We start from the raw sequence: 16216 nt of genomic DNA, 5'->3' as shown, positions 1-16216 counted from the left end.
ATACTATAAATTCTTAATTCAAATTTAACTTTGATATCACAATTCTATAAATTTCTTCTGCTATTTTAACACATTCCTCTGCTTCATAATCACTTACTATAAGTGGATTGTCTGCTGGATATCTTGTTTCTATATAATATTGATTTAAAAAACCACAATCCTTAATGTATTGTTTAAAATCATTATTGTGCTTTTCACTTACTTTGCATAAATATATAAGACTATGGCCACTTACGATTCCCTCTCCCTTAAATATTAAATATGCTTTTAATGATTTTTCAACTGCTTGCTGACAATGAAATGCTACTACATCATTTCCACACTCATGTTCTTTTAGTATTTTTGCAGACTTAATATCTCTTTCTGCCTTATCTATCCAATCCTTATATCGCAACGTATCAACCATATATTTTCACCCCTGTATTTATAATAGAGTATGCAAAGCTACTTTTGTCATTTATACAATTATTCCATTCCTCATTTGTGTATAAAACTAAATCAAATGGAATATTACTTTCTATATTTACATACATATTTGTTAACAATTCTCTTTTATTGATTGTATCCTTAATAATACATAAGTCAATATCACTATCTTCTCTAAAAATTCCTTTTGCTACAGAACCAAAAAGTATTATCTCTTTGGGATTGAATTTTTCTATTACTTGTTTCTTTATATAATCTATTTCTTTATTAAAACTATTAACATTCATTCTGAATTCTCCTTTAGTATCTCTACCAAATTTATTAACATTCTTTTTAATAATCAATATATTTTATCTTATAATGACCTTTTAAAAAATATCTATCATATATCTTATATTATAGCCTATTTATAATGCACTTAAAACAAATAAGAGTATTCAAACTTGTACCTGTAAAATTTTACACCCCAGGGGTCAATAAAAAAACAGATAAGATTTTTACATACTATCTGTTATCTTTATTTCCATATTATTTTTATAAAATATTTAACCTCTTCAAAGCTATTATCAATTTTTTTATTTAAATTTAATGAAACTTCACCTTTGGCTTTTCATATAAATTTAATTCACGTAAAACATCATCAGCAATAAATGAATATGATTCTGTACAAAGTGTAGTTTCCTGTTCAACTAATTCACGATAAACATTAGTTGAATAAAATAATTCTAATGTTTCAATTTCAGATTTATTTAACTTTTTTGAAAGTTCTAGTACTATCAGTTGTAGTTTACGATTCATTATAGATTTTTTAATCAGCATATTCCCACCTAACTAATTTTAATCTTTTAATAGCTCTATAAGTATAAAATGAAATTTGATTTTCCTCTAGTTCTATTACGCTTTCCTATTTTTAGCGCCCATTTAGTTGCTTGCTTAAAATTAGTTGTCGTATAAAATCCCACTCCTATTAAAAATAAATTTATGAACATCTTCAACACCATAAGATATAGATTGTGTTTGCAGTATATCATAAAATTCAATTATATATTCAAAGACATTATATTTTTTAAATAATTCTATTATTTCTTGACCCTCTATTTTATAACATTTCTTATACTCTTCTATTAGACATACTATATATAACAATATATTAGAATCCAACATAATTTTCCCATCCTTTAATGTGAAATATTATTCTCTTAATCATATTATACTTATTTATTAATTGTATTTCTACTCTTATGTCATATTTATTGACTTAAAACAACTAACAATCACAAACTTGTACCTGTAAAAATTTACACCCTAGGGGTAACTTCTAAAGGGATGATTTACCACCTTAGAATAAAATTATTATTTATAGATTCCAAGGGTGATTTCTAAAATTCAAAATTATCAATCAAGTTTCCTTTTGGAAGCTCTCCTGTAAAATCATATATTTCAATATCATCACCATCGTGATCTCAACTACAAATAATTTCATCATCAATTTTTTTTGAATTACTTTTGTTTTTCGTCTTGGGTTTACTTCGCGTTTTATTAGATTTATTTAGCATAGATTTTTTATCTAAATAAATTTTATCTTTCAATTTTATTTTATTTTTTTACATCACTTTCATTATTGAGGAAATTTTCAGTTTCATTCGATTTGCTTAAATTTGTTTTCTCTAAAATACTTTTACTTTGGATTTTAAGGTTATCTTTTTTATTAATCTTATCTTTTACCTTAATACTTTCTATCTCAGCATTAAAATCTTTTTTATCATTATTAAAATTTACTACCTTAATATTGTTGTGTAAATTAGATACTTTATTTTCCTTATCAAGATTAGCTACAAATTCTTTATTATTCGATTTATTTTCCGTAATGCACTCTTTATTTAAATTTTGTACATTCTCTTTCTTAACATCACTTTCTATATTATCAACAGTTTTTAATTTATCATTAGAACCTTCTTTCTTCTTAGGTTTGATATTTTGATGCTTAGCAAAGTTCCTAACTCTATAAATATTATCTTCATCTAATTCAATCATTTCTAAATCCATAAATACTTTTAAAGCTAATTCTGCTTTTTTAGCACTTCTATTAAATTCTAAGGCTAAAGTTTCTATTGTATAAGGAATACTTCTTGAAAGATATAGATTACCTTCTAAATTAACTTTACTTGCTAAAATTAAAAGTCTAGTCCAAATATAATGAATAAGGTCCTTATCATCCATTGTGTCTATTATCTTAAACTTAGTATCATTATACATATCTACTCTTAACTTCACTACTTTTCTTTCCATGTTAAAAACATCTCCTTATAATTTTCTATCATATATATTTATTTTAAATTCGTATACATTTTCTCTTGTACAAGTTATGTATCTTAAGATTCTAAATAATATATATGTATTAGAAAGAAATATTACATAAAAATATAAAAATTTTTTATAAAAAAATCTATTTTTCCAAGTTGTCTATAACTTCTTTACAAATGTAATTTTCTATAGAAAAAAACAGATAAGACTTTTTTATCTTATCTGTTATAAATTTACTCTTATTTATTCGTAAGCGTCAAATAGGTTCTTTCCAACGTTATTGGATTAAAAAGTTAATCCCTTTAATTGCTATTATTGTCTATCTTATATGGTACATTTTAGTTATCAGTAGAGGTTTTTCTAAATTATCTCATTAGCGGAGGTACAGCCTCCACTTGCTCTCTAATTATTAAAAACAATTCTTTTACTTAATATATAGTTTAATATTACAACAATAATTGCAACTAATAATTTAGATATCATTTCATCCATATTGATATTGACTAGCCCATATAATAACATAGTTTCAATAAAAAAAGTAGTTATCCTAGTACTAAAAAATTTAACTATCTTTAGTAATACATCTTTAGATGAATTTTCCTTATTACTTTCAAATACATATTTATTATTAGTAAAATATGCAAATAGTACTGCTATAATGAATGCTATAGTATTTGCTATAATTATATTATTTGTGAATTTTATACTTACCCAAAATACTAAAAAGTTAACAATTGTTGTTAGTCCACCAAATATAATATATACTATATACTCCCTATATTTTCTATATAACTTATTTATTTTACTCAACTAGTAGTCCCCTTTACTATTTAACTTTTTCTCTATGTTAGTCTCATTTATAATAAAGATTGGCCTATTTTTAACTTCAATATATATTCTGGAAATATATTCTCCTAATATTCCTATACAAGTTAAAATTATTCCACTAAAAAACAATATTCCTGCCATTAATGAAGCATAACCAGGTGTATCCACTCCTACAAACAATGTCTTTATTATAATATAAAAACCATACAAAAAACCAATACTAGAAACCAAACTTCCAAATATCAAAGAAATTTTTAACGGTATTGTTGAAAAGGCTATAATTCCATCTATAGCATATCTTAGTAATTTATTAAAAGACCATTTACTCACACCGACTGGTCTCTCAACATTTTCATGCTCAAACCACTTAGTTTTAAAACCTACCCAACTAAAGATACCTTTGGAGAATCTATGATACTCTGGAAGACTAATAATACTTTCTACTACTTTTCTTTTCATTACTCTAAAATCTTGTGCCCCATCTTCTATCTTAACATCTATCATATTATTAATTAAGACATAAAATTTTCTAGAAAAATAACTTTTAATCTTATCCTCACCATTTCTATTTACTCTTCTAGCTGCTGCCATATCATATCCATCTTCTAATGCTTCAATCATCTTAATTATAGCCTTAGGTGGATGCTGTAAATCTGCATCTAAAATTCCTACATACTCTCCTGAAGATAGTTTCATTCCTGCTAGCATCGCAGCTTCTTTTCCAAAGTTCCTAGAAAAAGAAATATATTTAACATTTTCATCCCTACTTGCTAATCCTAATAAGATATTAAAAGTTTTATCTTTGCTTCCATCATCTACAAATATTAATTCATAACATTCGTGATACTCTGCCAATACGTTCTTTATTTCTGTATAAAACAATTGAAGTACATCTTCTTCATTATAACAAGGTATAATTAAACTAAGTTTCATTTTCTCATCTACTTTCAATATATTATTTATATTAAATATCTATAATTAATAAATACATATATACGCTGTATCATCCTCAATATATATTTGCTGTTTATTTAATTCATCCCAATTTTTCGCTGCAAACATTTTTTTCTTAATTTCTTCAGGTATCTCAGATTGTAAAAATTTCCTATTTGTATAATAGTTATACATTGGTAATACACACCATTCCACATGTGCGGCTCTAACATTGATATCGCCAAAAGAAAATACATTGTCATATGCCCACTTATAGTTCTCATCTCCCGTAAAGGCTAGTTTATTAACCTCCATACCTGTTTCTTTTTCATATTCAAGAATCTCATTGTAAAAATAAAGTGTTTCTTGTCTATCTAATCTATTAGTAATGTGATTTCCTAATATGACTTGTTGTGTTTGATAATAATTAATGCCTAGATAAATAATTATTATTAATCCACATACTTTAAATTTAAAATTGTTAAGTTTAAAATCTTCTTTTTTCTCAGCTTGACATAAAATTCCTGCCATGATATATAACCATCCAGGTAATAAAATAAATCCAGTAGTAGTTCGCCATACCATCCAAAATTGATTTCCTATTACATGTGGTAAAAATGTAATAGCAACTATTCCAATAAAATTTAATATTATTATTAATGATACACATGTCTTATTTACTCTCTTTAATTTTAAAATTACATATATTAGGGATATAATACCACTTAATAGAAATAGTATATAAGTGTATTTTGGAAGTGCATTCAATGTAGTTGTCCAAAGGCTACTGTGTAATATATTTTTAATATTATTCATAATGTCTACTTGACTGTAATTTGCTCTTTGTAGGCTATATATCTTTGATATAATTAGTTGACTTCCTGCCGCATAGCAAAAAATAGTAATTGCTTTAATTAAAGTTATAAAAAATTTCTTAATTGAATGCCCTTCTAAATAGTCACCTAACATAAATATTGTACATACTAAATAGAAGTACACTCCTGAAGTTTGATAAAATCCAAATCCTAGTATCAATAATAATGCACTTAAAAAATAATTAAATATTTTATTTCCTTTTTGACTTAATAATACTTTGCCAGATAATAGACCACATAAAGCTGCAGGAATAAAGGTAAAACAAACTGTTTCTGTCCAAACTATCCAATCGGTATAAAATACATTACAAAATAATGTTATTGTTGCTAAAAATAACAATCTATCTACATGAGTATTTTTTTTTACTATCTGCTTTATAAAGTAATATATAAGATAAATATTTATACTTAAAATTAAACAGGCTAATGCAGTAAAAAATAGCTGATTTTCTACAGGATAAAAATTCAATATATGCATAATGCCAAGAAAAATATCCAAACCGAATCTACCATTAACCTTCACAAATTCGTAAGGAGTATATGCTTGTGGGTTATCCAACATGATATACCCATCAGCAGAAACATGTGTATAACCGTAAAGGATATAAAAAATGAATGGTACTAATATACTTACCCATATATACCTCTTATCTCTAAGATATATGTTTCTTATATTACTTATAAATTTTTGCATTTAATTTCCTCTTTCCTTAACTAAATTTTTAATTGCTTTTCTTAGAATTTTTCCTACTTTATTATTATCAATAAAATATATATTTTTAATTAATCTACATATATATAAATAACTCTATGAATGTATATATCAAGCATTATTGCTCCATATATTTATTTCTTTTTTAAAGCAAAATCATTAATACAAACCTTTGTTATATTTTCTTTATTTATCATTATTTCTTTCTTTTTTTAAAAGATTACAAATAGTAATTTTACCTACATTTGCAATACTTTGTCTTAAATGTTTAGATGCTGTTATTGAACTTAAGTTTAAAGATAAAATAAAAATACACCTTCCATTTTTCTTAATGTAATGTTTACAAAAATACTTTTAAACAAGAAAGGTGTATCTGTTTATGCTACTATAATTTTTCACTTAAAATTTTTATTACAAGAAAGTTTATTGTCATTGTAATTGGTGTTATAAAAATTTTAACAAGCATTTCTAAATTACTAGATATAAATAAATAATTCATTAATGTTGTCGTACTGACTATATTGAAAATTACTTGTGCCAAACTTGAAATCAAACTAATTAATATTATTTGATATAAAAAATAAATCAAGTATTTCTGAGGCAAGCTAAATTTACTACTGGTATTACTAAATATTTTTTTTGTTGATACTATAAATACAAACGTAATAGCTGGAATTGCACTAATTACATTTGCTACTCCTACATATAAACCTAACTTACTTGTAATTATATAATATATTGAAAAATCAATAATCCACCCTGTTCCTGAAATTAGAATAAACTTAAAAAATTGCTTTACTATTTTATTTAAATTATACATCTATTTTATCCTTACTAATCTTCGTTATTGTGTTTTTCCTGTTTATTTTGTAGATTATCTACCCACTTCTTATAAACCATTAATTCTTCAACACGCTCATTATATACTTTTGTCAATTTATCATATTCTTTTTGTAAATCTAATACTTGTTTTTGAAGATTTTCAACCCAATTCTTATAATCTTTAGCTTCTTTTATCCTAGCATTATATCTTTGTTCTGCTTTTTCATTCTCAGATTTAAACTGTAAAATTTGTTCCTGTAATTGCTTATTCCAATTAACATATATTTTTAATTCTTTTATTCTTTCTTCATCTTGTATACGCAACCTATTGTTACATTCAAAGTATAACCTATAGTCATCATATATTTCATTTATATTTCTAGCATTTATACAATCTCTGCACAGGATATCTTTTTGTTCATCTTTAAGACCACATCTTATATAATTAGATTCTTCACTCTCATAAATTTCATCATATGATTGTTCTAATAAATTGCCTAATACATGTTTCATACCATAATCCATACAACATAATAGAAGTGTCCCATCAGGAAGTAACACATTGTGATTCAAATCTAGTTCACAGTTAATACATACAATTTCACCAACATTCTTTTTATTAACAACATTTTCTTCATTGACATTTCCTGCCCTATTATGAATCTCTGTAATTAATCTAGAGTCTTCTGGTATTGCTGTTAATATATCAGGATGAATTCCTGCATGGCAGGAAAAACCTGTCACAAGTTTTTTACCATTTTTCTCATACTTCGTAATATGATCTAGTAAGTTAATATATTCTTTGGTGACATTAATGTGAGTATTACTTTTATCATCTGGAATGTGAACTATAAATTCCTCAAAAGGTATATCTTTAATTTGATTAAAATCCTCCATTTTCATCCCTACCAACGTAGTATAGATTGCAATAGGCAACTTCTTTTCATATGCATATTTCACCATTTTTGTGCATTCTGGATTAAGCCAAGGTTCAGCCATTCCAGAGAAGTCAATTCTTGTATTTTGTGGTAACTTATTAATGCAAGTTTTAAATCTTTCTAGCGACAACATCATGTCAGTCTTCGGATCTTTACATTTTTTAAGATATTCACTAATTAATAATTGCTGCGGACAATATACACAATTACAACTACATCCTATTTTAGTTGTAATTTCAAGCCTTCCTACCCTTTTCATATAATCCTTCTTTCATTAATAAATTTATTTCTTACTAAAACTTTTCAACCTTTATAACTGTTGCCCCAGATTTTAATGCTGCTTCTATGCCTACTTCTGAATCTTCATATATGATAGTATTCAATGGTCCAATATTATAATATTCCATAGCTTTATAAAATCCTTCTGGATTAGGTTTTACCTTTATGACATCCTCATGAGAAATTATTAATTCAAATAAATCGTACTTACCAAACTGTTTCAATATCTCTGTACTATTTTTTTTAGAAGCAGTTGTTACTAATACAATATAATATTCTTCACTCATATATTTTATCATATTAAATAAATGTATATTAACAATGGCTTTATCAAGGTAATTTTTATATACATTCTTTTTAAGATGGTGAATCTCTTCTATATTATCTACTGTGTCCATGATAATAGGTAAAAATTCCGTATAATGCCTTCCATTACACTTAGTTACAAAATAATCATAATCTAATGTATAATGATATTGTTTTAAAGCTTCTTTATACGCATAATAATTTACATTTCTAGTATCAAATAAAGTTCCATCCAAATCAAATATTGCTAATTTATCTTTCATTAATCATCTTCTCCATACATTTCTATTACATCATGTAACACAATTAATAATCCTGCATAAAACAGTATTGATTTTTCCTCATCTTTTTCTATTTTATAAGGCATTAATCGCAACCAATGTATAATTTCATGAAAATATATACTTTTAATTCTATCTTTAGAAAAATTTTCTTTCATATATCGCTTAAGCATCATATGCAATTTAATATAAGCTTGAGATTTTGTAAATAGAAAGTTAATCTTATTTTTGTTTATTTCAACTTTTTTAGTAGTCATTAAAAATTCATAGTTGCCGTGAATGGATTGTAGTAATTTAGCATAATCTAAGTTTGAGCAATCATGAATATTTCCTGTGTTAGGATCAATAATATAAAAGTCATCTTTACCAGTAGAATCTCTTGTACATATAATATTTTCAATTGTTAAATCTCCATGAATATCTGAATAAATATCTTTTGCAAATACTTCGCTAAGATATTCAATCGAAAGGTATTTTTCATAATATTTTAAGTTTTTATAACCAACACCGTTAATAATAATTTTATCATATTCTTGTAATGAATTAATTTTTTTAGATGTAAGTATTCTATCAATATTTTTTGTAACTTTACCTTCAATATACTTTTTTATTGTCTTTTTATCTGCCGGTTTTACATTGCACTTATAAATAGATGCTTCTAAACACTCTAATGCACCTTTTATCATGTTCCATCCGTTTTCTAAAGGCATAGAATGTGCATAATTAAATAGTCCTACTGCATTTCCTAAATACGGCATATCATAATAACAATATGTTTCCTCTTTTTCATACCTAGTAATTTCAGGAAGAGGTAGCATTGATTTATATTTCTTCAACCATTGCACCTGTTCATATAATTTATCACCATCATCCCCAAAAGCATACTTTCTAAAAAAAGTGCTTTTCTCATTCATGCACAACATTGTTGTTGCATTAGATCCTGCTGAAAAATCACGAATAATTGATATATCTTGATTGATTTTTAAATAATTCTTTAAATACTCATTTTTATGTGTTGAAAAATATTCCTCTAAAAAATTTAATCTTTCTTTTTTATCGATATGCGGTAATAAATTTAAATAAGATTCATCTCCAGTAGATATATCTCCAGTATAATTTTTTTGAAATATAGAAATAATTAATATTATAATAAGTGGTGCAATCATATAAATCGCCATTGCGAATGGAAATGAACCCAATAATTGCGTTGACATTCTAGATATCCCTAACGTGCCCATTTCAATACTATTTTTAGCAAATAAGATTGTAAAAATATCTGTCCATAAAAATGTTGAACCTTCTTTAGATATGAATTCTGCAAAAAAATAATATGATGTTAGGTAAACAAACCACATTCCTACTGTTGTAACAATTAATAAAATCTTATTAATCTTCAAGAAGATATCTTTAAAGTTACATATTAAAGACCAACATAATTTTAATAAGCTACATTCTATTGTTTCATTAAATATACTGGCAATTTTTCTAAGTATCTTTTTTAGATATCCTCTAAACACAAATGCAAAAATTGTTAATAACATAATAAAAGCAGATAAAAATATATAAAAATATGTAGATTTAATTCCATTATCACTATTAATACCTGTTAATGTAAATACAAAGAATATTATTCCTACCACAAGTATATCTAAATAACGGTCGACTATTACTGTGGATAGTGCAAAAGTTTTTCCATTTTTCATTTTTCTTCCTGAATACCATGCTCTAAACAAATCTCCAAGTTTAAATGGCAAAAAGAAATTAAATAAGTATCCTAAAGATAAAGCTTGCACAAGATTTCTATCTTTAGGTTTTTCATATATTTTTACAAATAACCTCCAACGAAGTACTCTTATATAATGAGCTATGCAAATTAATGTTATGGCTATAATTAAATACATATATCGCATTACAATAATGCCTCTAATCTGCTATCTGTAACAGCATCATCATACTCATCTGGCGTTCCAAAAGAAATATGTTCATCTACTCTAAAACTTTTAATTATATCTCCTCTATTAGCCATCTCATTATATACACCACTTACAAAAAATTCACTATAACTACATTCTATTAAATATTTCTCTACTGCTGTTTTAAAAATATCTCTATTTCTAAAATAATATGCCCCGCAGATTGCTTCGTTACTAATTGCTTGTTTCTCTACTGTTCTACATACATTGCCTGTACTGTCGAACTCCAAAAAGCTATATTTAGAATCATTTGATTCAAAAGTTAACATTGCACCATCCATTTGATTAAATTCTGCTATTTTACAAAAATCATAAAATGAATTACATATAAAGGCATGGTCACAGTCATTAAACAATATTGGCAAATCATCTTCAATAACTTTTATTCCTTCCATACAAGTAAGAACTGCTCCATTAAGTACTTCTGGTACAATTTGTATCTTAGCATCTGGATAATACTCGTTTATCCTATTCACTATATCAAATCTTTCAATATGTTCTTTTAAAACTACAAATGTAATGTCTTTCACTTCCATAAATTTCACAATAGATTGCGTTGCCCAGTAGAAAAAAGGCTTTCCTTGTAACTCAATCAATGGTTTAGGCAGGTTAAATCCTTTATTTCCAAATCTAGTTCCACCACCGCCCATTGGCATTATCAAATGTACTTTTTTACTCATGATTTTCCCCCTTATGTTGATATATCACTTCATAACCATAGTTAATTTTTGAGTGCTCATTTTCGTTAGTATTAAATACTTTTTTAGGTGCAAATACTGTTTTAAAGGTCAAACCTGCAATCTCCTTAGATTGCTTTATAAATTTAGCATTACTTATTTGATCCTCTTCTCGCCATGTTAACGGCTCAAACCTAAACTTACTTTTAGTAATTACACCATAGTTAAGCATATACACATTAAATGTTAGGTTATTCGGAAAATTCATATAGAATTTTTTCTTTAAATACTTAACACTATACATATTTAATCCTGATCCTAAATCCGTAATTCTTCTTTGTAGCATTATTGTCATAAAAACATTAAATATATGATTTCCCCATATTCTAATCTTTGAATAATTAATAAGTTTAGATTCTTTTTCAAATCTACTTCCTAATATACTATCGCACTTTAAATATGTTTTTCTTTTTAATATATTTTCAAAATCATGAACATTGCCTTGATCATCTCCATGCAAAACAATAACATAATCAAAGCCATTATCTATGGCATATTGAAATGCTACCTTATGAGATCCTCCTAATCCATAATTATCATTATTTCTTAGTAATTTAATATCCACATATGCCTTATGCTTTTTCAAATAGTATTGTATTGCCATTTCTCCATTATCTGTACTTCTATTATTTACTATAATAACTTGGTTAATATATCGGCTTATTTGCCTATCTAATTGGCCTAAAACACGTACTACTTGCTTTTCACAATTATAACATGGTATGAATAATAAAATTTTATCTTTCATGGCATATTCCTCCTTATATATTAAAATCCTCTATACTTTATTGTCTCTTTTACTATTTGTAATGCTTAAAATATACATAATACTCAAAATGTATCCTAGTAAATAAAATTGGAAGAAATACATTAGATACGTAGTTGGCGCTAATAAATATACTAGTATAAAATGAATATAGTATATTCCACTAATTATACATAGCATCCATTTTTTCTTTATAGCACATATGATTGATACTATTAAAAATAATATAATTGGTATTAACTGATTCCAATATATATAAAATGCAATAGGCCCTTCTCCATTATTAATCCTATATTCTCCTGTTAAAAAATGCATAAACTGATTTCTATAAGATTCATTAATAGGATTAAGAAATTTACAAATTTCTGGTGAAATATCATACCCTTTTAAAGTATTTTTTAAAACTTCATCTGTAGGTATAGAAGGTAACCAATGGAAATTTTCACTAACTCCTGTTGATTCTAAAAGTATATTAACTTTTGTTTTAATATATTTTATAGGGTTATATGCAATAATTCTTATAGCACTTTTCATAAATGCTTTATATTCTGCATCTGTAAATTCTACAGGCCCAATTGCTTGCTTTAGAATTTCTGCGTTAGTAGCGCTTGAGTTTTGAGTCAATTTATCTATCGGTAGTATTTTATCAATATTTTTCAGATCTTCTTCAAGATTACTTGAGCGAAGATTCGTATCTTGTAATAAAACACTAAATCCCGTCATAAATGTCCATACTGTAGCTCTTCTTTCTAGTTTTTGTTGATCCCCTTGTATAATAATGCAAGAAAATGCTAAAGATAATGCAATTATTAACGCCAAGGCTTTAAGAATATATTTTTTTGATATATTCTTTCTGAAAAAAATTATTATAACTAAAGGCATTATAAATATTAAAGATTTACTTTCGCCTCTAAGATATCCCACGACTACTGTTAATGCTGCAATTAAATATAATTTTTTGGGTGTAAGATAATTATTTTCAAAAACCTGATATAGTTCAAACATTAACAATAAAAATAATACAGAATATATTCCTGCCCTTAATGGGTATAGCATAAAATATATTGTTGGTATAGTAAAGAATATTATTAAAATAATAAGTGCTTTTTTCCCAAATTTATAAAATAGAACTGTTACTATATACGAAGCTACAATTGCAAATATTATTGCTTGGGCTAATATAACCCCTCCTGGATTAGGTATTAACATTAAGCATAAGATATAAAATATATTTGTAAATACACTTTGATGTAAAACAAAATTAAATGTTCTAACATTACTTAATATCAATAGTTCGTCATTATTCCAATTACCAGGCCATGTAATATAAATAAACACTCCATAAATTATCATAATCCCCAAAAATATTATTGTAAAAGTTTTGTATTTAGGATTATTATTTATTACCTTAGTAAAAACATAAAACATAAATTTTATAGTACATACTACTAATATACAAAATAAAATTTTACACATTATATAGTTAAACTTTTGATAAGTACTTATATTTTCAAATATGAAAAATTTTTTTTCCATGAAAAACGATAATATAATTAAAGTTATAGCTAAAACTATTTCAATCATATTAATATTAGTTATAGCTGTAGTTAACTTTAACTCTTTTTTATTATTCATAAACTTTCTCCTTTTAATTATTTCAAAATTTTTTAATTGTAGTCTTAATCCCATATTCTATAAGATTAAATCTTAAAGTTTCCAATTTTTCATTTTTCTTTATTTTTATTATTAAAGTAATTAAGGAAACTAAACTTTTATTTATTACTCCATGATTTTTTTACTGTTCTCTTAATACCACAATTAATTAAGTTTTCTCTTACTCGCCATAATCTTTCAGACTTTGTAATCCTCACCAATCCCGCAACTACTTTAACTAATACTTTATTAATGATTCCTGGTGCTCTATCTTCTGGCCTAATAATATTATTATCTTCAATTGTTTGAGTCACCTTTTCTAACTGTTCTTGGCAGTATTTTTTACTGCAAATTATTTTGCATCGAGAATAAACTTTTTCAACATCTGAAAACTCTATAGCATCTTTTATCCATCTAAAATTTTCATCTATCCATATAGCTTTTTGAATATTATCTCTAACTACATTTGAATTTAAAATTTGAGCTATATAACCTTTCTTTTCTTGTTCTGTCATATTACACTCTTCTCTGAATAATTCCTTTAAGCATCTTATTACTTGCCCCATAATATACGTAGAAAATTCTCTTTTTCCCTCCGGTGTCCATGCCTTATTATCTTCCATTAGTTTTTCAAAAGCCTTTAATAGAATTTCCTGATTTTGAAATCTATCATGTCTATATTTCCTTGTTAATGCCTGCTCATTATGCTGTAAATAGTAATAATATGTATCCTCTAAAAAAACTGCTCCTTTACACATATTATAATATTCAATATTAAACAATAAATCTTCACCCAAAGAAATCTCTACAGGAAATCTCAAATTAAATTTATCTATTATAGACTTTTTATACAACTTGTTCCATAAAGCTTCTAATGATACTGTATTCAATAAGATATATGGTAATTTCTCCATAAAAACATCTTTTCTTAAAACGCACTCTTTCCCCATACATCTTGAAGAAAATTTAACTCTGTCTGTAACTTTTTTGTTTTTGTCTAGAGTTATCATTTCTGCTCCACAAAATACAACATCTGTATCATACGTTTCTATTGTCTCAACTAATCTTTCAATCATCTGTGTTTCTATTACATCATCTGAATCTACAAATTGAATATATTGCCCTATAGCATTTTCTATTCCTATATTCCTCGCACTACTAACACCTTTGTTGGGGGTTGTTATAACTTTTACACGTTTATCAATATTTTCATAATTTCTACATATCTTTAAAGAATCATCAGTAGAGCCATCGTCTACTAGAATTACTTCTATATTACGATATGTTTGATTAAGTATTGAGTTAATACAATAGCCTACATACTGTTCCGAGTTATATACTGGAACAATAACACTTACTTTTTGCATTCACTAATCCCCCACTTTTCTTTTATTATATTAGTATCTCTATACTCACCATATTCCGCTAATCCATGTTTTAATATAATTATTCGTCTTATATATTCTTCATTTACATCTTCTTTTTTTATCCATTCAAAGTCACTTAATAGTAAGTTTTTTACCTGATCAACTAATTTTCCAGATATATTATTTAAATAGCAATTATATAAAGCTTCTAATGCATGCCAGCAATATATATTTATCATCTTATTTTGTAATGATTTAATGTTATGTTCTTTAAAAAAATCTAACCGTTCTCTAAATGCTAAAGAGGCATATAAATTGGCTTCTCTAAAATCTTCTCCTGTTATACTATCTACTCTTCTTCTGTCATAATTATATTTTGATACATCTACGTATACAATTTTATTGGCATTATATATATATTTGTACGTCGTAAATTCATCCTCATGTATTTTCCCTTTTGGATAGCGTACATCTTTAAATACTGATTTTTTATAAAGTTTATTCCATGCTACTGGTTTGAAATATTTCCAATCTAGCATACCCTCAAGAGCCAAAAGGCTATCTGCTTCAATTATTTCCGCAGTACACCTAGTCTCCTCTATAATTCCATCCATATAAAGATTCCTATAACTACACTCTGCTATTTCTGCATCTCTTTGTTCACATAAATTATATAATAACTCTATCATGTCTAAATCTAGCCAATCATCACTATCTACAAATACTAAATACTCACCTTTTGCTACTTCAATCCCTACATTTCTTGCATCTGATAACCCACCATTAACTTTATGTATAACTTTTATACGTTTGTCTTTTTCCGCCAATTCATCACACATCTTGCCACAAGAGTCTGGTGATCCATCGTCTACTAAAATAATTTCTAAGTTTTTATAGGTTTGTTTTTGTATTGATTCAACACATCTAATTAGGTATTTTTCTACTTTATAAATCGGAACAATTACGCTCACTAACTTCATTTTCTCTTCGTGCCTCCTTTAATTCATATATGCAAT

General features: G+C 26.0%; 17 protein-coding genes. All 17 read right to left on the bottom strand.

The genetic code is table 11. The features are described 5' to 3' along the window. Positions 1-13: 13 nt before the first annotated feature. The 17 genes from NG901_RS00740 to NG901_RS00660 all read right to left on the bottom strand — a co-directional run bounded on the left by NG901_RS00740 (position 14) and on the right by NG901_RS00660 (position 16180). Entirely contained in the window at positions 14-406 is a 393-nt protein-coding gene (locus NG901_RS00740) for a HEPN domain-containing protein (RefSeq protein WP_252211739.1), read from the bottom strand. After that, complete coding sequence (locus NG901_RS00735) at positions 399-713, bottom strand: nucleotidyltransferase domain-containing protein (protein WP_252211738.1); 315 nt, start codon at positions 711-713, stop codon at positions 399-401. Before NG901_RS00735 ends, NG901_RS00740 begins: the two co-directional genes overlap by 8 nt. Positions 714-1011: 298 nt before the next feature. Further along, entirely contained in the window at positions 1012-1245 is a 234-nt protein-coding gene (locus NG901_RS00730) for a hypothetical protein (RefSeq protein WP_252211737.1), read from the bottom strand. Between the two features lie 120 nt (positions 1246-1365). Continuing rightward, entirely contained in the window at positions 1366-1590 is a 225-nt protein-coding gene (locus NG901_RS00725) for a DUF3791 domain-containing protein (RefSeq protein ID WP_252211736.1), read from the bottom strand. 432 nt (positions 1591-2022) lie between these two features. Then, entirely contained in the window at positions 2023-2715 is a 693-nt protein-coding gene (locus NG901_RS00720) for a phage replisome organizer N-terminal domain-containing protein (RefSeq protein WP_252211735.1), read from the bottom strand. 417 nt (positions 2716-3132) lie between these two features. Beyond that, positions 3133-3540, bottom strand: a complete 408-nt coding sequence (locus NG901_RS00715) for a GtrA family protein (protein WP_252211734.1) — start codon at positions 3538-3540, stop codon at positions 3133-3135. Further along, a complete protein-coding gene (locus NG901_RS00710) occupies positions 3541-4491 on the bottom strand; it encodes a glycosyltransferase family 2 protein (RefSeq protein WP_252211733.1) in 951 nt (316 codons plus the stop codon). Positions 4492-4536: 45 nt separating this feature from the next. Continuing rightward, positions 4537-6060 carry a glucosyltransferase domain-containing protein gene (locus NG901_RS00705; protein ID WP_252211732.1) on the bottom strand — a complete coding sequence of 508 codons (1524 nt, stop codon included), beginning with the start codon at positions 6058-6060 and terminating at the stop codon, positions 4537-4539. A 403-nt stretch (positions 6061-6463) separates the two neighbouring features. Beyond that, complete coding sequence (locus tag NG901_RS00700; RefSeq protein WP_252211731.1) at positions 6464-6898, bottom strand: GtrA family protein; 435 nt, start codon at positions 6896-6898, stop codon at positions 6464-6466. Positions 6899-6912: 14 nt separating this feature from the next. Further along, a complete protein-coding gene (locus NG901_RS00695) occupies positions 6913-8097 on the bottom strand; it encodes a radical SAM/SPASM domain-containing protein (protein ID WP_252211730.1) in 1185 nt (394 codons plus the stop codon). Positions 8098-8131: 34 nt separating this feature from the next. Continuing rightward, on the bottom strand, positions 8132-8686 hold the full coding sequence (locus tag NG901_RS00690; RefSeq protein WP_252211729.1) for an HAD family hydrolase: 555 nt from the start codon (positions 8684-8686) through the stop codon (positions 8132-8134). After that, on the bottom strand, positions 8686-10614 hold the full coding sequence (locus tag NG901_RS00685) for a lysylphosphatidylglycerol synthase transmembrane domain-containing protein (protein ID WP_252211728.1): 1929 nt from the start codon (positions 10612-10614) through the stop codon (positions 8686-8688). The genes NG901_RS00690 and NG901_RS00685 overlap by 1 nt, the downstream gene beginning before the upstream one ends. Then, the gene (locus NG901_RS00680) at positions 10614-11357 is read right to left on the bottom strand and encodes a sugar phosphate nucleotidyltransferase (RefSeq protein ID WP_252211727.1); all 744 of its coding nucleotides are present in this window, start codon (positions 11355-11357) and stop codon (positions 10614-10616) included. The genes NG901_RS00685 and NG901_RS00680 overlap by 1 nt, the downstream gene beginning before the upstream one ends. After that, positions 11350-12162 carry a glycosyltransferase family 2 protein gene (locus NG901_RS00675; protein ID WP_252211726.1) on the bottom strand — a complete coding sequence of 271 codons (813 nt, stop codon included), beginning with the start codon at positions 12160-12162 and terminating at the stop codon, positions 11350-11352. The genes NG901_RS00680 and NG901_RS00675 overlap by 8 nt, the downstream gene beginning before the upstream one ends. Before the next feature lie 30 nt (positions 12163-12192). After that, the gene (locus NG901_RS00670) at positions 12193-13815 is read right to left on the bottom strand and encodes a hypothetical protein (RefSeq protein ID WP_252211725.1); all 1623 of its coding nucleotides are present in this window, start codon (positions 13813-13815) and stop codon (positions 12193-12195) included. Positions 13816-13952: 137 nt separating this feature from the next. Continuing rightward, positions 13953-15200, bottom strand: a complete 1248-nt coding sequence (locus tag NG901_RS00665) for a glycosyltransferase family 2 protein (protein ID WP_252211724.1) — start codon at positions 15198-15200, stop codon at positions 13953-13955. Beyond that, on the bottom strand, positions 15188-16180 hold the full coding sequence (locus NG901_RS00660; protein WP_252211723.1) for a glycosyltransferase family 2 protein: 993 nt from the start codon (positions 16178-16180) through the stop codon (positions 15188-15190). Before NG901_RS00660 ends, NG901_RS00665 begins: the two co-directional genes overlap by 13 nt. Positions 16181-16216: the final 36 nt, after the last annotated feature.

The organism is Clostridium sp. CMCC3677, from assembly GCF_023845585.1.
Classification (GTDB): Bacteria; Bacillota; Clostridia; order Clostridiales; family Clostridiaceae; genus Clostridium; species Clostridium aquiflavi.
This window is presented reverse-complemented; position numbering and strand designations above follow the sequence as displayed.